The sequence below is a fragment of the Bacteroidota bacterium genome (assembly GCA_013360915.1).
GTDB lineage: Bacteria > Bacteroidota > JABWAT01 > JABWAT01 > JABWAT01 > JABWAT01.
In genome coordinates this window covers 1-21,343 of the sequence record JABWAT010000014.1, presented here as the reverse complement: position 1 = coordinate 21,343, position 21,343 = coordinate 1, and the positions used below count along the sequence as shown (strand labels likewise).

The 21,343-nt window shown below is 49.6% G+C and carries 16 protein-coding genes; 7 read left to right on the top strand and 9 right to left on the bottom strand.

Translation table 11 applies throughout. The features are described 5' to 3' along the window. Position 1 precedes the first annotated feature (1 nt). A complete protein-coding gene (locus HUU10_12605) occupies positions 2-967 on the bottom strand; it encodes an NADPH:quinone reductase (protein NUQ82445.1) in 966 nt (321 codons plus the stop codon). A gap of 162 nt (positions 968-1,129) precedes the next feature. On the opposite strand from HUU10_12605, the gene HUU10_12600 reads away from it, so the two are divergent. Further along, the gene (locus HUU10_12600; protein ID NUQ82444.1) at positions 1,130-2,299 is read left to right on the top strand and encodes a hypothetical protein; all 1,170 of its coding nucleotides are present in this window, start codon (positions 1,130-1,132) and stop codon (positions 2,297-2,299) included. A 58-nt stretch (positions 2,300-2,357) separates the two neighbouring features. Here HUU10_12600 and HUU10_12595 read toward each other — a convergent pair whose 3' ends face one another. Beyond that, on the bottom strand, positions 2,358-3,434 hold the full coding sequence (locus tag HUU10_12595; GenBank protein NUQ82443.1) for a glycosyl hydrolase 53 family protein: 1,077 nt from the start codon (positions 3,432-3,434) through the stop codon (positions 2,358-2,360). A 235-nt stretch (positions 3,435-3,669) separates the two neighbouring features. Between HUU10_12595 and HUU10_12590 the strand changes: the two genes are divergently transcribed. Then, the gene (locus HUU10_12590; protein ID NUQ82442.1) at positions 3,670-4,476 is read left to right on the top strand and encodes a glycoside hydrolase family 16 protein; all 807 of its coding nucleotides are present in this window, start codon (positions 3,670-3,672) and stop codon (positions 4,474-4,476) included. Positions 4,477-4,672: 196 nt separating this feature from the next. On the opposite strand, the gene HUU10_12585 is transcribed toward HUU10_12590, so the two are convergent. Genes HUU10_12585 through HUU10_12575 form a run of 3 tightly spaced genes read right to left on the bottom strand, consistent with a single transcriptional unit; the run spans position 4,673 to position 7,806 of the window. Continuing rightward, complete coding sequence (locus tag HUU10_12585; GenBank protein ID NUQ82441.1) at positions 4,673-5,701, bottom strand: T9SS type A sorting domain-containing protein; 1,029 nt, start codon at positions 5,699-5,701, stop codon at positions 4,673-4,675. A gap of 15 nt (positions 5,702-5,716) precedes the next feature. Next, a complete protein-coding gene (locus HUU10_12580; protein NUQ82440.1) occupies positions 5,717-7,315 on the bottom strand; it encodes a hypothetical protein in 1,599 nt (532 codons plus the stop codon). Further along, positions 7,312-7,806 carry a TlpA family protein disulfide reductase gene (locus tag HUU10_12575; protein NUQ82439.1) on the bottom strand — a complete coding sequence of 165 codons (495 nt, stop codon included), beginning with the start codon at positions 7,804-7,806 and terminating at the stop codon, positions 7,312-7,314. Before HUU10_12575 ends, HUU10_12580 begins: the two co-directional genes overlap by 4 nt. Positions 7,807-8,066: 260 nt before the next feature. On the opposite strand from HUU10_12575, the gene HUU10_12570 reads away from it, so the two are divergent. The 3 genes from HUU10_12570 to HUU10_12560 all read left to right on the top strand — a co-directional run bounded on the left by HUU10_12570 (position 8,067) and on the right by HUU10_12560 (position 14,201). Further along, on the top strand, positions 8,067-8,447 hold the full coding sequence (locus HUU10_12570; GenBank protein NUQ82438.1) for a response regulator: 381 nt from the start codon (positions 8,067-8,069) through the stop codon (positions 8,445-8,447). A 111-nt stretch (positions 8,448-8,558) separates the two neighbouring features. Beyond that, the gene (locus tag HUU10_12565; GenBank protein NUQ82437.1) at positions 8,559-13,052 is read left to right on the top strand and encodes a GAF domain-containing protein; all 4,494 of its coding nucleotides are present in this window, start codon (positions 8,559-8,561) and stop codon (positions 13,050-13,052) included. Between the two features lie 3 nt (positions 13,053-13,055). Then, positions 13,056-14,201, top strand: coding sequence for a SpoIIE family protein phosphatase (locus tag HUU10_12560; GenBank protein ID NUQ82436.1), 1,146 nt, complete (start codon positions 13,056-13,058; stop codon positions 14,199-14,201). 70 nt (positions 14,202-14,271) lie between these two features. On the opposite strand, the gene HUU10_12555 is transcribed toward HUU10_12560, so the two are convergent. The 4 genes from HUU10_12555 to HUU10_12540 all read right to left on the bottom strand — a co-directional run bounded on the left by HUU10_12555 (position 14,272) and on the right by HUU10_12540 (position 16,775). After that, entirely contained in the window at positions 14,272-14,628 is a 357-nt protein-coding gene (locus HUU10_12555; GenBank protein NUQ82435.1) for an STAS domain-containing protein, read from the bottom strand. A 5-nt stretch (positions 14,629-14,633) separates the two neighbouring features. Beyond that, positions 14,634-15,056: an ATP-binding protein gene (locus HUU10_12550; protein NUQ82434.1), complete on the bottom strand. Its 423-nt coding sequence runs from the start codon at positions 15,054-15,056 to the stop codon at positions 14,634-14,636. A 31-nt stretch (positions 15,057-15,087) separates the two neighbouring features. Further along, positions 15,088-16,335 (bottom strand): SpoIIE family protein phosphatase, encoded by a 1,248-nt coding sequence (locus tag HUU10_12545; GenBank protein ID NUQ82433.1) that lies wholly within the window; start codon positions 16,333-16,335, stop codon positions 15,088-15,090. Positions 16,336-16,511: 176 nt separating this feature from the next. Then, on the bottom strand, positions 16,512-16,775 hold the full coding sequence (locus HUU10_12540; protein NUQ82432.1) for a hypothetical protein: 264 nt from the start codon (positions 16,773-16,775) through the stop codon (positions 16,512-16,514). Between the two features lie 238 nt (positions 16,776-17,013). Between HUU10_12540 and HUU10_12535 the strand changes: the two genes are divergently transcribed. Next, a complete protein-coding gene (locus tag HUU10_12535) occupies positions 17,014-18,045 on the top strand; it encodes a hypothetical protein (GenBank protein NUQ82431.1) in 1,032 nt (343 codons plus the stop codon). 27 nt (positions 18,046-18,072) lie between these two features. Continuing rightward, positions 18,073-20,688, top strand: a complete 2,616-nt coding sequence (locus HUU10_12530; GenBank protein ID NUQ82430.1) for a T9SS type A sorting domain-containing protein — start codon at positions 18,073-18,075, stop codon at positions 20,686-20,688. Positions 20,689-21,343 lie beyond the last annotated feature (655 nt).

The following is a 21,343-nucleotide window of genomic DNA, read 5'->3' as shown; positions in this document are numbered from 1 at the left end:
ATTACTCCGGAATCAGAACAATTTTGCCTTCTGCACGTGTATTCATAATCAGATCATGAGCGTGCGGGGCTTCAGAAAGCGGAAATTCGTGACTGATGATGGGATTGAGGAATCCGCGTTTAAAGCCATCTATCAGATCGAGGTGAATGGCGAACAATTCCGAATCGGTGGCATTCCGGAGGGCCAGACCGGTGATCATGGCATCCCGGGACATGATATCCCTCGGATTGATTTCGACCGGTCCCCGTGACCCAACCACTACCACCCGTCCGGCTGTCCGGAGAAGCTGAAGGTCTTTGCCAAGATTCAGGCTGGCCATCATTTCCAGAATGATATCCACCCCACGGCCTTCGGTGAGGGAAATAATGGTTTGAAAATGCTCAGGGTCATGGTGATCGACCACGGCAGATGTTCCGATGGATTTAAGAATGTTGGCGCCGTGAGCGGAACCAGCTGTGGCGATGGCGGTCATTCCTTTCCATCGGCAGATCTGAATGGCCGCAATTCCCACCCCACCGGTGCCTCCGTGGACCAGAACCGTTTCGCCGGGTCTGGCATTGGCTTTCAGCATCAGGGCCCGGTAAGCAGTGGCGTAGGGAACGTGAATCGTGGCCCCTTGAGAAAAGGAAAGATTATCGGGTAAATGAAACACCTGACTGGCTTTTGCCAGCGCATACTCGGCATAGCTTCCCGTCAGACACCCGGCGGAATAGACCCGGTCACCGGGTTTCACATGAATGACGCCATCACTGATTTCGACCACTTCGCCTGCCAGATCGATTCCGGGCGTGTAGGGGCATATGGGTTTGTATCCCTGCTCTCCGGCACGCAGGTAGGTATCGACCGGATTTACCCCGGCCGCTTTAACCCGGATCAGTACCTGCCCGGGTTCGGGTTTCAGATCGGGAACCTCGGTCAGTTGCATGACGGATGACGGTCCCGGTTGAAGAACACGGATTGCTTTCACAAGGAGCTCCTGAAAATGTTCAAAAGATCGGTTTCGCCGGGTTGAAATGCCACTGATCGTTTTTAATCAGGTCGTTTTGAAATGCACCCCATTGTGTTAAATTTAAACATTGTCACCAGATTAACAGAAACGAACAGACGTTACCCCGGGTCAGGAGTTGTTATGAAAATTTTCATCACTGCAATGATTATGATGTTCCTTTCGTTGGCTGACGATTCTGTTGCTCAGGAAAGAGTTGGTTCATCACAAACTGCCTTTTTTCTACCACAAGGGTATTTAAGCCCCTGGCTTTCCAGTCGTGGTCCATCGGGTAGCAGCCTGGCCACTGATGATTTTGCGGGAAGTGAAAACCCGGCTGCTTTGGTTCTGCACTCTTACCCAACTGCCTTGCTCGGATTGCAATACCAGACAGATATCAAACGTGGATGGTTGTTAGATATACCTGTAAATGGTTACCAGTCTTGGGAACCTGCTCAACTGTCGGTTGTTGTTCCCTTTGATTGGCTTTCCATTGGTGTCTGTTACTACCAGGATTACTTTGGTGAACTGGATTTTGGTCGGGAGACGTTTGAGGACGAACAGGGTCAAACCAAGACAGTTAATTTTATCCAGACTGATCAAATCCGGACTGCCGGCCTGTCACTTGCAAGTCAAATGCCCTTCAAATTACCCGGCTTTTCCCTGGTTAGTGGTGGTATCCGCATTCAGCATCATTGGTTACAGCAACTGTTTAACTTTCCTGAGGTTTCGGGTAAGGGAACCGCCTGGTCATGGTCAGCCGGCCTGTTGGTTGAAACAGAACAAGTCGGAACAGTGGGTTTCTTCTACAATAACCAGCCAGAATCGGACCTTCTATATAAAGGAAATGAAATAATTAGGGAAGAAGGTGGGGACAAAAAGTTTGTTCCCGTTTCTTACAAAATGATAGTGGAAGTTCCAGACGAATTAATGATAACCTATGGATATCGGACGCCTTTTGATATTGTCATTGAAACCTCTGCTTCCATACAATACTGGGATAGAATCTATAAAAATCTGAAGGGAGGTTATGAATACTCATTTTTCATTGCTTCCATGCATTTCACATCAGTCAGACCAGTTGTTGGAGTATGGTTTAAAAAAAGGAACTATACTGAAAAGTATCAGAAAAGTGCATCGAGGTTGTTTAAGGAAGGTGATCTTGATGCTGTTCTGGGTTCGATTGGCTTATCTTTCCCGATCGGACCAGTTATTCTGGACGGTGTTTGGGTTGGCGATACCGGCTTCTCAGGGAAGTATCAGAAGCAACATACATTCCGGTTGAACTGTGCTTACCTGTTTAAGGTATGGTAGTTTTGAAACACTGCCTCGTTTTAACTTTTCCCAAGGTCATTTTTTCTGGATAACAGTTTTAATCAACGGAAGTTGGTCTCCCCACCTCATAAAAAGCGGGTAACGCCTTACCGGTGAAATCGAACAATGTCAGATTTTCCCATGGAGAGCCGTGGGTCGATTGGGGGCCATAAGCAGCCAGATGTTCAGGTGCCCAGTAACACCAGCCGTGTACCGGTTCCTGATTAACGGATCGTGCAAGAGAAGCAATCCGACGCATCAGCGCCTGCTGACCGGCCGGATCGGGTGGAAAGCCGGGAACACACTGAGACGAATTCCCGACGATGTTGTTGGTCCAGTCATTCCAGCCAAGCGTCCAGGGATAGGCGGTTTCGGCAATGATGACAGGTTTCCCGGTTATCCGGTTCAGTTGCGTTAGCTGAATGGTCAGCCAGGACAGATCCTTTCCATGCCACCAGGGGTACCAGGACACTCCCACAAGATCGTAATCGGTCAGATAGTGGTTCAGATAGCCAAAAAACCAGAATCCACTTCCCGGATCGGCAATATGGATCATACGGCGGGCCGTCGGAAAGACCGTATTGCAGGCCTGCAATCCCGCATTCAGCAATCGGGATAAGGAACGCCATTGAGTGGTATCGACACTGTTCACAAGACCGGCTGGCCACAGCATGCCGCCCGAAATCTCGTTTCCCGTCTGAATCACACCGGGAACCACGCCACGGTCACGGAGTTGTTCCAGAAAGCGGCGGGTAAAGGCATAGACCGAATCAGCCAGAACCTCTGCAGACAGTCCCGACCAGGCCGCCGGTGGCGTTTGATGACCGGGATCGGCCCAGGTATCGGAATAGTGAAAATCAATCCAGATTCCCAGACCCGCCTTGTAAAAGGTAGCAGCCGCTTCAAGAACCTCATTTGGTGAGGACCTTGTGGTGGCGGGCTGATTCCAAACCCTCAGGCGGACCATGTTAAACCCATGTCGTTTCAGCAGAACCGGCAGGGAAGCCACTCCGGAAGAATCGGAATAGGTTATCCCGGCATCAACCATCTCGGGATAGAAGGAGGCATCAACCGCCCGTATGGAAACAGGCTGATCCTTCGGTGCGTCTGGTTCTTCAGGAGCAGAGCAGCTCATCGTTATAAGAACAATCAGCGAACCAGTGATCAGATTTGTGAGGGGTTTTATCATGAACCGATAAGGTACCTTTTTAAACGTAAAGAATCTATATCAGTCCGGACTTATCAAACCGATAAGGTTATCACACTGATAATCGGGGCCGGTTGGGTAAAACCGCTTTTCCTCTTTTTTTGCCAACATACCGGTTTGGCATGAATCCTGCATCATTTTACCCCAAAATTGTGGAGTTATAATGGAAGCCATTCTCATCGCCCTGTTATTGTTTCTCGCCTCATGCGGGACCGATCCCGATTCTAAATCGGATGATTCAACCTCAACCGAACCCAAACTGGTCTGGTCGGATGAATTCAACTATGAAGGATTGCCCGACTCTACCAAATGGACCCATGAAACCGGAGGACACGGGTGGGGAAACAACGAATTACAATACTACACGGCGGGCAGACGCCAGAATGCCAATGTGATCAATGGAAAATTGTACATCACCGCCCGTTTCGAAGAATATGAAGGGAAACTGTACACCTCGGCCCGGTTGGTAACTCGCGGTAAAGGAGACTGGACCTATGGCCGGATTGATGTTAAAGCAAAATTGCCCAAAGGCACTGGCACCTGGCCTGCCATCTGGATGCTGGGATCCAATATTGGAACAGCCGGATGGCCGACCTGCGGTGAAATTGACATCATGGAACATGTCGGATACGACCAGGGATGGGTGCATGCCTCGGTGCATACCGATACGTACAACCATGTGAAAGGAACACAGAGAACAGCCAAAGTTTTCAGCACAGATGTTTCAACCGACTTCCATGTGTATTCCTTACGCTGGACGGCCGATTCCATTTCAGTTTACATGGACGACAACAAATACTTCACATTTAAAAAAGATACCAACGCCACCAACGCCGAATGGCCTTTCAATAAACCACAATTCCTTCTCCTGAATATTGCCGTTGGTGGTAACTGGGGCGGAGTGAAGGGCGTTGATCAGAATGCATTCCCGGCCGTGATGGAAGTGGATTACGTGAGAGTGTACCGGTAAAAGACAGGAGTCAGGAGGGAATTCAGAATTCAGAATTCAGAATTCAGAATACGGAATACGGAATACGGAATACGGAATACGGAATCTCACCCTAACGGCCGGGAAGGGTGAGTGGCTATCAACATGTTTTTAAAAAATTCCATGATTTTAGCAGAAACCACCGCTAGCCGACAAAATTCGATTCCACCCGGCATGGTTACTTCATCAGCAGACTCCTGATTGTGGAAGTGCCTGATGCTGTTTCCATCCGGATAATATACAACCCGGTCGGCAATCCCGATGCTTTCCAATCTATTTCTCCATGGCCTGTCGGTTGAATGGACTGATTCAGAATCGTTCCAACCTGCTGACCAATTACGTTAAAAATCTTAATACTGACCGGCCCCCCGGTATCCAGATACCATCGTATGGTGGTCGATGGATTAAACGGGTTTGGATAATTTTGCAACAAGCTGGTTTTTATGGGTACTTCAGATTCATTTTCTGACACAGCGGTTGGGACAGAATAGGGATACCGGATCATTTCACTTTGTAAAACAGCCTTCCCGGATTTCCCCTGTACGAACACAACAAGGGCGGTGCTGTCAGCCACCCACCTGGAATCCCAGGCAACAGATTGCGTAATGGTCGTTTTTTCTCCGATTGAATTCAGGATTAGTGGTGAACCATTGGGGGCTAATATCCGCCTGACCACATTGGTATGTCTGCTGATCCCATTCCTTCCTGAATAATTCAAATTTTCTACCAGCATAATGAAAACGTTCAAATCGGTTTGGGAATAGGTGCCTGTCCGTTCAATATCAACCGTTACTTCCAGTACATTGTCTGTAATTTTACCAAATGGGGTTAATGTGATGGGTGAATCGGAGCTGCTGATGGAATTCAAAGTAGCTGCCCAATTGGAATAGGAATTGGTTTGCAGGGCACCATCAAAAATTCCACGGGGAGTTGACGAAGAGATCCCATAGTATGAACTTCTGGCAGATGCATCAGAAGTATTGTCCTTATATAACTGATCATCATTGTAAGGAAACGGCATGTGCAGAAAAACCGGAATGATTTTTTCTGAATTGCCGGCTGTTTTCAGGTAATTATTCACAGTTGTATAGGCAGCCGGACATAACGGGCAGTGGGAATTGGTCAGAATTTCCACAAGCACCTTTTTCTGAGCAGTAACAGGCGAGAAGGTGACCATTCCGGTAAATAAAATCAGCAGCAGTTTCATTGGCAATCTTTCTGTTTATAAAGTGCTTATAATAGATACACGTACTCCGGTAAAGGGTTGGATAAACCGGCAAACACCGTTGGTACAGGTCAACCCGCCGCGTTCCTGCCCGCCAGATACTGTGATCAGGTGACGTCCATCTAACCGGAGTCCTGTTTCAAAAAGTGTCCAATCTTTTCGCCCTCCCGGATCGAAAGTGTTGGTTGTCCGTTCATGCCGGAGGGCAACATTCCAAAAACCATCGATCGTTTGAATCCAACTTAGAAAAATACCGCTTGAATGCGGATCAGGACTAAAATTATCATCGGACTGAATCCATTCTGATTGCACTTGAGTGGTTTGGGAGTCCGTCACCTTCCATTGAAGCCATCCCATAAGCACCCGGTCGGATTGCTGATGGCTGCCTGCCGGACCGGTAAAGTCATTATAGAGGTGAAAGCTCCGGGTGGCTACTGCACCCCGTAAAGAGAAGTCGTCAGAAAATTCATAGTCTGCTTCAAGGAATAATTCATGAAAGGGGGAATACATTTCCTTGGAAGAGGGAAATAATAAAAGGGACCCCGTTGTTCTTGACCAGGTGAAATCGAAGACATCCTGTTGCCAGGAGGTGGTTCTGCTTGAGAAAGACCCGTTGGCTGTCAGCTGAAGTTTTTCGGCAGGGTTGATAAAAATTTCTGCCTGCACGCCCGTTTGATCGTTAAAATCCTGTTCATTCAATGAACGGGAAATGAAAAACCAGGAGTGCTCCTTTTGAACGGTTGGTGGATTTTGAAAAGGTAATAGCTTAAATGGCCGGTACGGATCAAGCCTGTCAATGGGATTGGTGACATCCAGACGGTAATTTTTATAATCAACGGTAAGGGAGATCAGATCGGAAAACCACGAAACAGAACTGTAAAATGCACTCCCGGTTTTCGTCAGACCGGTGATGTCATCCTTTGTCCATCGCACGAGATAGTCGGAAAGGAAACTCCATGTGTCAAAATTGGTTTTAATAGAAAAGGAGGACAGATCTGAGGACAGGGAAAAGGGTACCGTGGGTACAGTTCCAAATCCCCGGGCATGAACTGCAGAAATTCCAATCTCTACCGGACCTGAAGGAAGGACTATCAGGGACCCGCCAGTCAGATCATACCGGTCCTGTCGTCTGAAAACCAGCGAGTCATCAATCTCGACTTTTCCGGCAATGGCCTGAATCCGGAAAAACGCATGCCGGTAGACACCAGTCAACCCCTGCAGCCAGGAATCAAAACCCTGGCCACGGTCTTCGAACAGGTTCAGAGACAAGCCCTGTCCAAATAAAGCGGGTGAATGTCCGGCGCGAATGGTCCAGGAATCCGTATCGTATTCAGCAAACCAACGGGAAAATTCTTCCTTTCTAAGTCCCGTTTCTGCTGGTGAGTCCTGTGTGTAGCGCAGTCCAAACCGGTAGTGGCCATCATGGGTGATTTGCATATCTGTGAGGTTTTCAAAATAGCGGAAGGCGGTGGTACCAAATCCGTTAAAACGCTGTCCGTCTCCATATCGGAATGCATTCCTGAATGAAAAATCTGTTTGTCCGGTTAAGGGTATACCCACAACCCCGAGTAATGCGGTAATGAACATCCGTTTCATTGGCCTTTTCCTGCTAACAGCAATTGAATGGCGGTTTCCAGTTTGGCCTCATCGCCGGGAAAGTAGCCGGTTTGCCGGTACACAACGGTTCCTGTTTGATCCACCAGCAGGGTGAGTGGAATGGCCTCGCCGTTGAAGCGGCTCAGGACTTCACTTTCGGAGTCGAGAGCCAGCACCACGTCCAATCCATTTGTTTTAAGGAAAGATTTTATTTTGGCTGTGCTTTTCGGCGAGTCCTGATTGACTGCAAGAATGGTGAGACCAGACTCCCTGAATTTTTCGAGAAGGGAGGGAAAGGTCTTCATTTCAGCGAGACAGGGTTTACACCACAAGGCCCAAAAGGTGATAATCAATGGCCCGTTGGCAGTCAAATCAGAAATTCGTACCGATTTCCCGTTTTCCAGATCAATCCGGTAGGAACCTATGGATTGAGAATTGGCGGAAAAAGGCAGAAGGAGAAATGGAATCCATAATAAAAACCGGTTTTGCATAAGACCTCCTCAGTGTTTGTCGGGCCAAATGCCGTTTCCTTACAAGTCCTTCAGGTTCATGACAGGGAGGGTCCGGGCATTCCAGACTCCTCCCGCCTTAGATCCTGTAAATCCCTTTAAACAACTCCTCCTTTGTTCAACAAGGGTTCTTATTAAGACAAAGTCTTATTCCTTGCAATCCCGACTCCCATTTTCTACCTTCCCTACCTCAAAAAAATCGGACTGCTTTTAAAATTCCGGATACCTGAAGGAGAGATTGCATGAAAGTCATGGTTGTTGATGATGAAAAGGATATCCGGGACTTGTTTGAACAACGGTTCCGGAAGGAAATCCGGTCGGGACAGGTGGCCTTTCTGTTTGCTTTCTCGGGAGAGGAAGCACGTCAATACCTCGAATCAAACGGAGCCTCAGCCATCAGGCAGATTTTGTCAGATATCAACATGCCGGGCATGAATGGTCTGGAACTGCTCAGATGGATCAAGACAACCTATCCTGAATTAAAAGTGGCCATGATCACCGCCTATAACGATCAGAAAAATTACCAGCAGGCGTTGGAATATGGTTGCGATGACTACCTGATTAAACCCATCGATTTCAACCAACTGCGCGAAAAAGTCCTTCCAGAACCGCCAAACAGTTAATGGCGTTCAGTTTCATTTCATTCAATCTGTTCATCTGATATCGTTTATGATGATATCGGTTGGATTACACATCCCGAAACACGGTTCTTAAAAACCAGCCAGGAAAAGTCTATGTCAACACCCGTTCAAGAAGATCTGTTGGCGAAATTAGCACAGCGGGAAGCCGAATTGGCAATCATCAACTCGGTGACCCATGCGATTTCCAGTCATCGGGATATTGCCTCGGTGATCCGCATAGTCGGCGATCAGATCCGGGATATTTTCCAGTCGGAAGTCACCGAGATTTTATTGCTGGATCCCACCGGAACCACCATTCACGTTCCCTATTCCTACTACCGCGGTTATGCTGAGGCAGAATCATTTCCTTTGGGAGAGGGATTAACCTCCAAAGTGATTTCGAGCCGGAAACCGTTGGTTCATGGCACCTTTGCCGAGGGGGAAGCACTGGGAGTCATTGCTCTTAATGATGCCGAACGGACGGAGACTTACATTGGTGTTCCCATTCTGTTTGGTGATACCGTCTCGGGTGTGGTCAGCATTCAGAGTTATAAACAGCACGATTACACCGATGAGAAAGTACGGCTGCTCACCATCCTGGCGACGGCCATGGGTGCGGTGCTGAACAATGCCCGTTTGTTTGATGAAACGAACCGGCTGCTGGCCGAAACCGAGCAGCAGAAATCGGAACTGGCAGTCATTACCAGTGTTCAGGAAGGCCTGGCCAAAGAACTCAGCATCGATGGCATCTACGAACTGGTCGGCGAGAAAATGCGTGAAATATTTAACGCCCAGGTCATCGATATCGTTTCTTACGACAAATCGACCGGACAGATTACCGATCGCTATGCCTATGAAAAAGGCGACCGGACCTTGCTTGGGGCCAGGCCGTTGAAAGGCTACCGGAAACATGTGATTGAAACCCGGAACCCCTTGCTCCTCACCCATATCACGCCAGAAACTGAACAGCAATATGATAACCAGACGCTGGTTGGTGAACATGCGAGATCAGCTGCCTTTGCACCCATGATCGCCGGCTCTGAAGTCATCGGTGTCATCAGTCTGCAGAATGTGGATGATGAAAATGCTTTTTCGGATTCTGATTTGCGGTTGCTGACCACCTTGGCAGGCAGTATGAGTGTGGCGCTGGAAAATGCACGGTTATTCGATGAAACCGAGCAGCGCAATGCGGAACTGGCCGTGATTACCTCTGTGCAGGAAGGCCTGGCCAGAGAGCTCAGTATTGATGGCATCTACGAATTGGTTGGCGAGAAAATGCGGGAGATTTTCAACGCCCAGGTGATTGATATTGTTTCCTACGACCCAACCACCAGCATGATCACCGATCGGTATGCCTATGAGAAAGGCGACCGGACTCTTCTCGGTACACGCCAGCTGCAGGGAATCCGGAAAGATGTGGTGGAAACACGGAAAGCCATTATTGATTCCAAAGTTGCCATTCAACCCGGATACAATCAGGTTCTCGTTGGTGAAATGCCAAAGTCCTTTCTGTTTGTGCCCATGGTGGCAGGCAATGAGGTGACGGGTGTCATCAGTCTGCAGAATGTGGACGAGGAGAATGCCTTCTCTGAATCGGATTTGAGGTTGCTATCCACTCTGGCCGGCAGTATGAGTGTGGCGCTGCAGAATGCACGGCTCTTTGATGAAACCGTGCGGCTGCTGAAAGAAACCGAGGAACGCCAGGCAGAACTTTCCATCATCAACAGCGTGGGCGATGCCATGTCGCGTCAGCTGGATGTCAGCACCGTTACCCGGATTGTGGGCGACAAAGTCAGGGAAATCTTCAAGTCAGAGGTGACCGAAATTCTGTTGCTGGATAGGGAACACAACCAGATTGTGGTGCCGTATTCATTTTTCCGCGGATATCAGACCGTCGATCCGTTTCCTTTGGGTGGCGGACTGACGTCCGAAGTCATTTCCACCGGCAAACCCCTGTTGCTGAATTCGTTCGAGGAACAGGCCATGCATGGCGCCATACTGGATGAGGGAATCGGTGAGGCCGATAAAACCGAGACCTATCTGGGTGTCCCCATTCTGTTCAACGAACAGATTCTGGGCGTGGTCAGTATTCAAAATTATCAAAAATCAGCCTATGATGATAACGATGTGCGATTGCTTTCCACGCTGTCAGCAAACATGGGGATTGCCCTGCAGAATGCGACCCTGTTTGTGGAAACACGAAAGTTGCTGGAAGAATCGAAACAGCAGGCCATTGAATTGGGAATCATTAACAGTGTGGGTGAAGGGCTGGCCAAGCAGCTCGACTTCCAGTCCATTGTCGATTTAGTTGGTGAGAAAATCCGTGAAGTGTTCAATGCACAGATTGTTTCCATTTCCACCTATCAGCCCGAGACAGAGACCATCTTTCACTGGTATGTGGTGGAAAAAGATATCCGGTTCCGGTATGAGGCACCGATTCCCATCGATCCGGACCGGAAAGAAATAGTTGATAGCCGCATGCCTCTTATTTTCGGGACCAGTGCCGAAATTATCGCACACAGCGGAGTTGGCACGCTGGCCGGGGACATGCCGGAATCTTTTATGGGGGTTCCGATCATTCACAACGGCATTGCAACCGGCATTATCACGGTTCAGGACCTGGACCGGCAGCATCTGTTTTCGGAAAAAGATGGTCAGTTATTGCTGACTCTGGCTTCCAACATGGGCGTTGCACTCGAAAATGCCCGGTTGTTTGAAGAAACCAAACGACTGCTTTCAGAAACCCAGCAGAGAAACTCGGAACTGGCCATTCTGAACGCCATTCAGGAAGGATTGGTCTCCGAAATGGATGTCCGGTCCATCATTCGTCTGGTGGGGGATAAGCTACGTGAAACCCTGGGCTTCCAGGAATTGGGAATCCGCATCTATGACCGCGAGCGTAACCTTCTCCATTTCGTGTATGAATATGAACACGGTGTTCCGCTGCATTTTGAACCCATGGAGCCCACACCCCTTTCCCGGTACGTGCTCGATACTGGAAAAACGCTGGTATTGAATGATGCATCCGAAAAGGAAATTGCCAAACTGGGCATTACCGAACCCACGAACATTCCGGGAACCGATCACAGTCTGTCTCTGGTGATGGTCCCCATTGTAGTGGGAACCGAGGCAAAGGGACTGATTCTGGTTGAAAACTACGAAAAAGTGAATGCGTTCACCGATTCTGAAATCCGGTTGCTGACCACCATTGCCAACTCGATGAGTGTGGCCCTGGAAAATGCCCGGCTGTTCGAAGAAACCAAACGGCTTCTGGATGAGACCAAAAAACGGGCAGCCGAAATGGGAACGGTGAACCACATCAGTCAGGCAATTGCCGGGCATCTCGAAATTGACAAATTAATCAATCTGGTTGGTGACCAGGTGAGGGAATTATTCAAGGCAGATATTGTTTATCTGGCCTTGCTCGATAAGGAACGAACCACCATTTCTTTCCCTTTCGGATATGGTGATTATTTCCCGCCCATGCCCTTGGGTATGGGATTAACTTCCCGGATTATTCTGCAGAAGGAACCGTTGCTGATCAACAGTGAACTGGATAAAAAAACCACCGAAATGGGAATTGAACGGGTGGGAGTTAAATCGGCCTCTTACCTGGGTGTTCCCATTCCGGTTGGGGATGAAATTATCGGTGTGCTCAGTGCCCAGAGCACGGTTCAGGAAAATACATTTAATGAGGATGACCTGCGTCTCCTCACCACCATTGCTGCCTCGGTTGGCATTGCCATCAACAATGCCAATGCCTATCAGGAACTGAATAAGACCCTGGATGATCTGCAATCAACACAGGATCAGTTAATTGCACAGGAAAAACTGGCTTCACTGGGACAACTGACTGCAGGGATTGCTCATGAAATCAAAAATCCGCTCAATTTTGTCAACAATTTTTCTGAGTTATCGGCCGAACTGCTCGATGAACTGATTGAAGAATTCAACCGGCACCGGACCGTGTTGGGAGAGGATGCTCTCGCCGAACTGGAATCGATCATTGCCATGCTGAAACAGAATGCGGCCAAAATCAACGAACATGGCAAACGGGCCGATAGCATTGTCCACAGCATGCTTCAGCATTCCCGCGGGAAAACCGGTGATAAACAACCCACCGATGTGAATGCATTGCTCGATGAGGATCTGAATCTGGTCTATCACGGCATGCGTGCACAGGATGGAACGTTTAACATCCGCATCGAACGGGACTACGGTTCCGATATCAGTCCGGTCAGTATGATTCCGCAGGATATGAGCCGGGTGTTTCTGAACATCATCACCAACGGATGTTACGAGGCCCACCGGAAAAAAACCGAACTGAAACTGGAAGAACCAGCCACCATCCGGGTTCAGACCCGGGAAACCGACACGGGTGTGGAAATACGCATCCGGGACAATGGCCACGGCATTCCGGAAAAAATCCGTGGAAAATTATTTACTCCCTTCTTTACCACCAAACCATCGGGTAAAGGCACGGGGCTTGGTCTTTCCATCAGTTATGATATTGTGGTATCGGAACATCAGGGTGAATTGTCTTTTGAAACGGAAGAAGGACACTACACCGAATTTATCATCCGGCTTCCGCGTCAACCCAGGAAATAAACCATGGAAACAGCAACTCCCAAAATATTAATCGTGGATGATGAACCCGATCTGGAAATGCTGATCAGGCAGAAATTCCGGAAGGAAATCCGTGACCGGATTTATGACTTTTATTTTGCCGGCCATGGCGTGGATGCCCTCAGACGGCTGATAGAAAATCCCGACATTGAATTGGTTCTGACCGATATCAACATGCCCGAAATGGATGGTCTGACTTTGCTGTCCAAAATCAGGGAAATGAACAATCCGCTGTTATATTCTGTGATTGTATCGGCCTACGGCGACATTCAGAATATCCGTCGGGCCATGAATGGCGGTGCGTATGATTTCGTCATCAAACCCATCGATTTTAATGATCTGGAACTGACGATTAAAAAGGCACTTCAGAATCTGGATTCCTTCAAACAGGCTTTGAAATCGCGCGACGAACTTGTCACCGTCCGGAAGGAACTGGATGAAGCCCGTGAATTGCAACTGGCCATGTTACCGGCTTCAATCCCAAACCACCCGGAGCTGGATATTGCAGTTTCCCTGAGAACAGCCAGCGAGGTCGGTGGTGATTACTACGATTTCTCCTTCCCGCAGGATGGATCGGTGAATGTGGTCATCGGCGATGCCACCGGTCACGGAATGAAGGCCGGACTCATGGTTTCCATCATGAAAACACTGTTTGTTTCAGACTCCGAAATCAGTGAAGCATCCGTCTTTTTTCAATCGGCGAATAAAACCATCAAATCGCTGAATCTGAACCGGATGATGATGGCACTTTGTATGGTGAATTATTCCGGTGGATCAATCCGCTATATCAATGCCGGGATGCCACCGGTTCTGTTGTGGAAAAGTGGAATTGTTGAGGAGATTGAAAACCAGTTTTTGCCACTGGGATCTTTGTCGTCACAACCCTTCTCAGACATCCGTTTTTCCATGCAAAAGGGCGATGTTCTGTTTGCCTTCAGTGACGGACTTCCGGAACTGGTCAATCCGGCAGGTGAACCGTTTGGTTACAACGGCATACAGGAATTGCTGAAACAGGTGAATGGGTGGTCTGCGCAGCAGATCGTCGATCATTTTAATGCGGCGATCCGCTCCTGGAACCATGACTCGGAATTAACCGATGATATCACCCTGATGGTGATGAAAAGGCGATAAAAACCTGTTTATGATGCAGACCTGGCTGGACCATGTCATCTGGCTGACACCAGGTGAGTTTCCGGCATCTTCAGGAAGGGCGGGTCAGGTGCTGAAGGGCTTCCTGTTCTGATTGGTAAATGGTGGAATAGTCGGTCAGTCCCATGATTTTAAAAGTCTTGGCCACAATGGGAGCCAGGTTGTAATAGCCGATCTGACCATTGACCTGTTGAAGTTTTTCGATGATTTCGATGATAATCGAAACACCCACGCTGTTGATGACGGTGGATTTTTCCATATTCAGGACCACTTTCCGGCTTCCGGTCCCGATTTCTTTCATACAATAGTCGGCAAGCGCTTCCCCTGCAGCCTGATTGATGTAGCCATCACAATCAAGAAACAACACATCCTGAACTTTGCGGGGAATAAATTTGAATTTGGTATCCATTGCGCTCACTTCTTTTTAATCATGGTGACGACGGTTCCTGATTCATCCGACCGGATGCTCACATCATCCATCAGTGATTTCATCAGGTGCATGCCCCATCCCCGCTTCCGTTCTTTTCCCATGACTTTGCTGGTGATATCGGGTGCTGTGATTTTGGAGGGATCGAATCCAACGCCTTTATCCTTCAGCTCAATTTTCAGCTGATCGGGATAAACCGTAAAAATAACGGTGACGTTGCTGTCTTCACTTTTGCTGTGTTCAAATGCATTGAGACACGCTTCAATGAGCGCCAGACTGATGTCGGCTAGTTTATCATCATCCATGGAGATGTACTGTCCCAATGCTTCGGCTGTTTTGGTGGCAGCCAATTCCATATCTGGAAGCATCGGGATAACGAGGATGACTTCTTTACCTTCTTGATCCGGCATGAACAAACCTGATGATTTTGCCAAAAGGTACTCAGGCTTTTCTTAAAACCAAAATGGCCCGGTCATCGTCCGGTGGTGCATGATTGGTAAAGGCATTCAGATCCTGAAAGACCGACTCTATCAGATCGGAGCCCGGGACCTTTTGGCAGCGGATCATGGTAGCCCCCAGCCCTTCTTCGCCAAACATGTCCTCTGAAGAATTGAAATTTTCAGTGATGCCATCGGTAAAAAGAGCCAGGCAATCTCCAGACATCAGACGGCTGGTCTGTTCCTCATATTTCATGTCCCGCAGCATTCCCAGGGGCGGACCCGATGCCTCGAAGGGAAGCGTTGCAGCAGAACCTGACACCAGAACCGGAGACGGATGGCCAGCATTTAACCACCTGAATGTCCCATCCGGATGGAGGATCAACGCAAAAAAAGTGATGTAGGTGCTGCTGGTCGAATTGCGGTAAATGAGGTTATTGAGCATGGCAGCCAGTTTTTCAAGACTGCTGACCGATTCCAGATGGCTTTCCACTGTGGCATGAAGGGTGGAAACCAGCAGGGCCGCAGGTATTCCATGCCCGGAAACATCAGCAATGATGACAAGCTGGCTCCCATCCGGTAATGGCATCAGCTGAAGGTAATCGCCACCGACTTCGCTGCAGGCTTCGTACCGGAATGCGAGTTCAAACCCCGGAATATCCGGTAAGGTGGTTGGAATCAGTTTGGATTGGATTTCCCGCGCAATGGAAAGTTCCTTCTTAATGGAGGCCGACCGGAGGCTTTCTTCATACAACCTGGCATTTTCAATGGCAACGGCAGAAATACCAGCCAAAGAGGCGGCGAATTCCTGATCAGAGTCAGTGAAAACCCCATTCCGTTTGTTGATCAGCTGAAGAACTCCGATCTGGTCCTGCTGCTGATTCATGATGGGAAGAACCAGCATGGATCGGGTGACGTAACCGGTCTTCTGATCGTTGGCCGGATTAAAACGGGGATCCTGATATACATCATCGAGGATAATGGCTTCACCTGAAACTGCCACTGCGCCGGCCAGACCAGAGCCATAGGGCAACCGGATTTCCTCCATGCCGTCTCCGGTGATGATCCGTGACCAGATTTCCTGACGATCCGGATCGAGCAGATACAAAGTGCCGCGGTCGACTTCCAGAATGTCGAGGATGTATGACAGATTTTTATTTAAAATCTGGGTAAGGTCCAGGGTGGAATTCAGGACCATGGCCGCTTCGGAGAGCGCATGCAGTCGGGCAATGATTCGGGTGGTGATGTTCATGGGACCATGTTCGGATTTTTTGGTAAAAACGTCAATTCTGGTGCGGAAAAAGGGCGGGTGTCGGGAGACTGGAGGAGGAAGTCAGAATTCAGGCCCTTCGGCTCCGCTCAGGGACCGGGAGTAAGGAGACAGGAGTCAGGAGACAGGATAGGAATTCAGAATTCAGAATTCAGAATTCAGAAGACCGAAGACAGAATGTCTCCCTCTCCGCCGGAGAGGGAAGGGCGGAGGGTTTTCCAATCATGAATCACCGGTATTTTCTCGTCATTCGTCACGCGTAACTGGAAAAACCCTTGTCCCCTCGATAATATCTTCCCTTCGGTCAGATCACTTGGGGTCCGGGTTTTTCGATCACCAATCCCCAATCCCCTGTATTTTCTGATCACCAGTGATTGAAAAAACCTTGTCCCTTCCCCGACTTCATCGGGGTAAACTTTCACCTCAGGGTCCGGTTTTTTCTAATCACCAATCACAAATCACTTGTATTTTCTGATCACTGATTTCTGATCTCTGATCACTGATTTCTGTCCCGGGGCCGGGTTTTTCGATCACCAATCACCAATCACCAATCACCAATCACCAATCACAAATCCAACCTGCCGGATTAAAAAATCCGAATAAAAGACAATCCAATCGGGAAAAAATCCTACATTCTGATATCTGTTCAGGGAGGATGTCATGAAAAAATGGTTCATTTCATTATTGATCCTGGTCGGGTCAGTTCCGCTGACAGCCAAAATATGGCATGTCGATTCCAATCCGGGCAATTCAGCCGATTTTAAAACCGTTCAGGCGGCCCACGATGCTGCCACCGCCGGCGACACCTTGTATATCATGGGATCGGGGGTTCCCTACGGCAATCTGGTCATGACGAAACGGTTGAATCTGTTTGGACCGGGATACTTTCTTGCCGAGAATCCGGAAACCCAGGCCAACATTTCCGAAGCCCGGATCGGAACACTTGATCTGAATCCGGGGTCCGAGGGGACTCTGATTACCGGGCTTTACTTTCACTCCCCCACGTCAATAATCCGAAGTCAGATCATCATCAACGCAAGTAACATTGTTTTTAAACGTAACCGCGTGTATGGTATGACTTCAAACAGTGCCAGCATTTACATTACGGACACGACCGGCAATGTATTTATCCTGCAGAATTACATTGTAAATGATCAGAATGCCTCGAATGTTCATGCCATCTGGTTACAGGGGCAGAATACCAATGTGGAGATCCGGAACAATTTTATTCTGGTCCTTGACAACGGAACCACCGGGGCCATTAACTGCCCTGCCACTTCGTCGGCAACGGTAAGCAACAACATCATGAGAGGGTATCTGTATATCAACTATTGTGTGGTGACGAATAACATTTTGCTTGCCGGTTTTTATACTGGGGCCAACAACCTGATCACCAATAACCTGTGTAATTACAACCAGTTTCCGGCCGGATCCAATTTGCAAAGTGTCGGCATGAACTCGTCTCTGTTTGTTGCATCTGGTGGCTCGGATGCCTGGTACCGGATTAAGGATGGGTCGGTTGGTGATAATTTTGGAACCGATGGCACCGATGCCGGACCCTATGGCGGGTGGGATCCGTATGTGACATCAGGAATTCCGTCCTTGCCTTCTATCTATTATCTCGAGGCACCCGCCTCGGGCTCTGCCACAAACGGACTGCCGGTCCGGATTAAAGCCAAGTCGAACCGCTGACCGGTCCGGTACAGAAAGGAGGATGCCATGAGACACTGGTACGTCCTTTTACTCGTTCTGCTTCCGGGATTGCTGGCAGCCCAGAACCTGACGGTGCTCGAGTACTATTACGATACCGATCCTGGGGAGGGAAACGGAATTCAGGTATCACTTCCGGCCGATTCAACGGCTGATGTGACCTTTTCAACCGATCCTTCCGGCCTGACGCCTGGTTTTCATCAGGTGTATTTCAGAGTGCGCGATGAAAACGGGAAGTGGGGAATTGCCCAGGCCAAGGGATTCATTCTGGCCAGTCAGGACCCGGGTGTGAAGCAGTCGATTCATCACGTCGAATATTTTATGGATGAAGATCCCGGTTTTGGAAAAGGAACTGGCCTGTCCTTTTCCCCCGATACACTGGATGATCGGGAAATGGTCCTGATCCCGGGAGATCTGGAACCGGGATTTCACCGCTTTTACCTGCGATATCGTGATGTGACCGGCGGATGGAGTCTGCCTGTCAGTCGCGGATTCCTGTTATCAGAACATAGTCCGTTGTTTGCTGCTGATGTGGCGGGTCTGGAATATTACTTCGATACCGATCCCGGGCAGGGAAATGGCATATCGTTGCCTGTGGAACCCGATTCGGTCATTCAATTGAATCCGACACTGATACTGGAATCCGTGGGACCGGGTTTTCACCGGGTATATCTGCGTGCAGTGACCGATCTGGGGCTGTGGGGACTTCCTATGGTGAAGCCGGTTCTGGTTGAACGGATTAAATCGGATTCAACCGATCTGATCGAGCTGGTGGAAACGTGGTTTGATACCGACCCGGGTTTTGGAAACGGTGATACCGTGGCCATCAGAAAGGGAGTCAGAACGGAAGATACTCTCCGGATCAGCCTGGCGGACATCCCGCATGGAATTCATAATCTGGGAGTTCGTGTGCGAAGTCAGTCGGGGGCCTGGAGTTTGTCGGTTCACCGGCAGTTTGTGAAACAGGAAATGGCGCTGGATGAACCGGGAATGATCAACGGACTCGAGTATTTTACAGGAACCGATCCGGGTGAGGGACTGGGAATTCCGGTTTCTGTGGAGCCCGCTTCAAAGGTGAATGAAACCCTTCTGATTGATCTGAGTGACCTCGGTCCCGGATTCCATGTGATCCGGATCAGGGCACGGGACGAAGAAGGCAACTGGAGCCATGTGGCCACCCGCCCTGTCTGGATGCATAAAGGGTCGGGGGGACTGGCCGACGTAACCGGTATCGACTGGTCGGTTCAGAAACAGGGAGTCGTTGTGGCATCCGGGCGGATGAATGCAACCATTGCTGCCCCTGTTATGGACCGGATTGAAGACCTTCCGTTGACGGGCACTGTTGTTGACAGCACATACGAAGTGGCGTTCACCGCGACCAATTCTGATGGACTGAACTCGACCATTCTGAAACGGTTGATCACCATCCGGGCCTTTAAGAACATCCTTTTAAGTTGGGAGCAGGTGGCCGCACGTGATTCGGTAATGGCCATTCTGGATGCTGCCGGGCTGGATTATGATTCTATCAACCGCGCCGGCGGTGATACCTGCTGGGTAAACTGGAAATCGGTATTTTGGGATGAACCGGATGGAATGACCCCTGGCCAACGGACCGCCATCAGACGCTTTACCGACCAGGGTAACAACCGGTCACTGATCATTGCCGGTGAAAATGTGGTATCCGGACATGCTCAATCGGGCAATCAGCCTGATACTTCCTTCATCCATCAGGTCCTGAGAGCTGGCTTGGTCTCTGCAGATGCCAATGGAGGGTCGGCCTCCTGGTTTATCATGGGGGCGGGACTTTCGGGCGGAATTTCCGGACTGGTGTCTGCATCGGCGCCCGATGCCATCCGTCCGATTCGTGGGGCAGAAGCCGCGGCCACCTGGTTGGGGTTTGGTCCCGATACGGCAGCCGGGGTGATTTACAATGGTCCAACCAACACAGCGGTGTTCGGATTCGGATTCCATCAGATCAGCCCAACGGGATCAGACCGGTTTTTTGCCGGTATTCCGGATTGGATCGATCAGTCTGGTGGTTGGTTGCCGGTGGAACTGACCGGTTTTTCGGGTGGATGGACTGGTAGCGAGGTATTGCTGACCTGGCAAACGCAGACCGAAACCGGAAATGCCGGTTTTACCATCGACTATCAGAAACCGGGTGACACGGAATGGAAGTCAGCCGGATTTGTTTCCGGTAAGGGAACCACCCGGGAAACGACCACCTATCAGTTCCGTCACCGGTGGCCGTACCAGAAGGGTGAAGCTTTTTACCGGCTGGCACAAACCGATCTGACGGGGGAAAAACACTTGTCTGAGGCCATTTCTGTTTTAATTGGCCCGCCTGCCGATTTCCGCCTGTATCAGAATTATCCCAATCCGTTCAACGGAGAAACGGTGATCCGGTTCGATCTGCCTGTTCATGGCCGGGTTACATTGGAGATATACAACTTGCTCGGTCAGCGGGTCAGGCAATTGGTTCAAGGTGAGCTTGAGGGTGATTTCCATACCATCCGGTGGGATGGAAAAACGGATGCGGGGAACCGGGTTGCCTCCGGGCAGTATTTCTACCGGCTGATGGCAGGGAATCGGGTGGAAGTCAGACGGATGGTGGTTCTGAGATAGGGGAGAGCCAGGCCCTTCGATTTGGTCACTGAGCGGAGCCGACGTGCAGGGACCGGGAGTCAGGAGTCAGGATACGCGATGACTCCCTCTCCGCCGGAGGGGGATATTTTTCGTTCTTGTTTAAAATTTAAACCGGGAGGCTGCCCGTCAGGGAAGAAAGACATTGAGGGAAATGGCAGAGATTCCATGTATTGAGGTAAAGTATTTTAGCCGCGTAGCGGTGGCATCTTGGTAGCAAAATGTAAAAGACAAGGAATTTCAAGCCGCGTAGCGGTGGCATCTTTTTCGGTAGAAGCACCACTGGTTTTAATCGGTTGGCTGCTGCTGTTTAAGATGTCAGGGCTACGCCCCTTTTTTGACTTTAATCTGTTCCGGGATTTCTACGGAGATGTCAGGGCTACGCCCCTGAATACACTCGACCCCTCACCGAATTTATCGAGGCAATCGGGATTACCCGGGTGCCGGCCCCTCGATTTCCGTCTGCGTCGGACTTTCAGAGCCTCATCCTAGTGGCTTCGAGAACCTCAGCCACCGGATTCGGCTCACAGGGTCCGGGTTTTTCTAATCACCAATCACAAATCACTTGTATTTTCTCGTCACTTGTTACGCGTCACTCGTCACGGGAAAAACCCTTGTCCCTTCCCCGACTTCATCG

Coding starts and splice junctions, on each gene's coding strand:
- HUU10_12555 (NUQ82435.1), bottom strand. CDS start 14,628: ATGGATACCAAATTCAAATTTATTCCCCGCAAAGTTCAGGATGTGTTG.
- HUU10_12545 (NUQ82433.1), bottom strand. CDS start 16,335: ATGAACATCACCACCCGAATCATTGCCCGACTGCATGCGCTCTCCGAA.
- HUU10_12575 (NUQ82439.1), bottom strand. CDS start 7,806: ATGCAAAACCGGTTTTTATTATGGATTCCATTTCTCCTTCTGCCTTTT.
- HUU10_12560 (NUQ82436.1), top strand. CDS start 13,056: ATGGAAACAGCAACTCCCAAAATATTAATCGTGGATGATGAACCCGAT.
- HUU10_12585 (NUQ82441.1), bottom strand. CDS start 5,701: ATGAAACTGCTGCTGATTTTATTTACCGGAATGGTCACCTTCTCGCCT.
- HUU10_12590 (NUQ82442.1), top strand. CDS start 3,670: ATGGAAGCCATTCTCATCGCCCTGTTATTGTTTCTCGCCTCATGCGGG.
- HUU10_12550 (NUQ82434.1), bottom strand. CDS start 15,056: ATGCCGGATCAAGAAGGTAAAGAAGTCATCCTCGTTATCCCGATGCTT.
- HUU10_12595 (NUQ82443.1), bottom strand. CDS start 3,434: ATGAGCTGCTCTGCTCCTGAAGAACCAGACGCACCGAAGGATCAGCCT.
- HUU10_12535 (NUQ82431.1), top strand. CDS start 17,014: ATGAAAAAATGGTTCATTTCATTATTGATCCTGGTCGGGTCAGTTCCG.
- HUU10_12580 (NUQ82440.1), bottom strand. CDS start 7,315: ATGAAACGGATGTTCATTACCGCATTACTCGGGGTTGTGGGTATACCC.
- HUU10_12565 (NUQ82437.1), top strand. CDS start 8,559: ATGTCAACACCCGTTCAAGAAGATCTGTTGGCGAAATTAGCACAGCGG.
- HUU10_12570 (NUQ82438.1), top strand. CDS start 8,067: ATGAAAGTCATGGTTGTTGATGATGAAAAGGATATCCGGGACTTGTTT.
- HUU10_12530 (NUQ82430.1), top strand. CDS start 18,073: ATGAGACACTGGTACGTCCTTTTACTCGTTCTGCTTCCGGGATTGCTG.
- HUU10_12600 (NUQ82444.1), top strand. CDS start 1,130: ATGAAAATTTTCATCACTGCAATGATTATGATGTTCCTTTCGTTGGCT.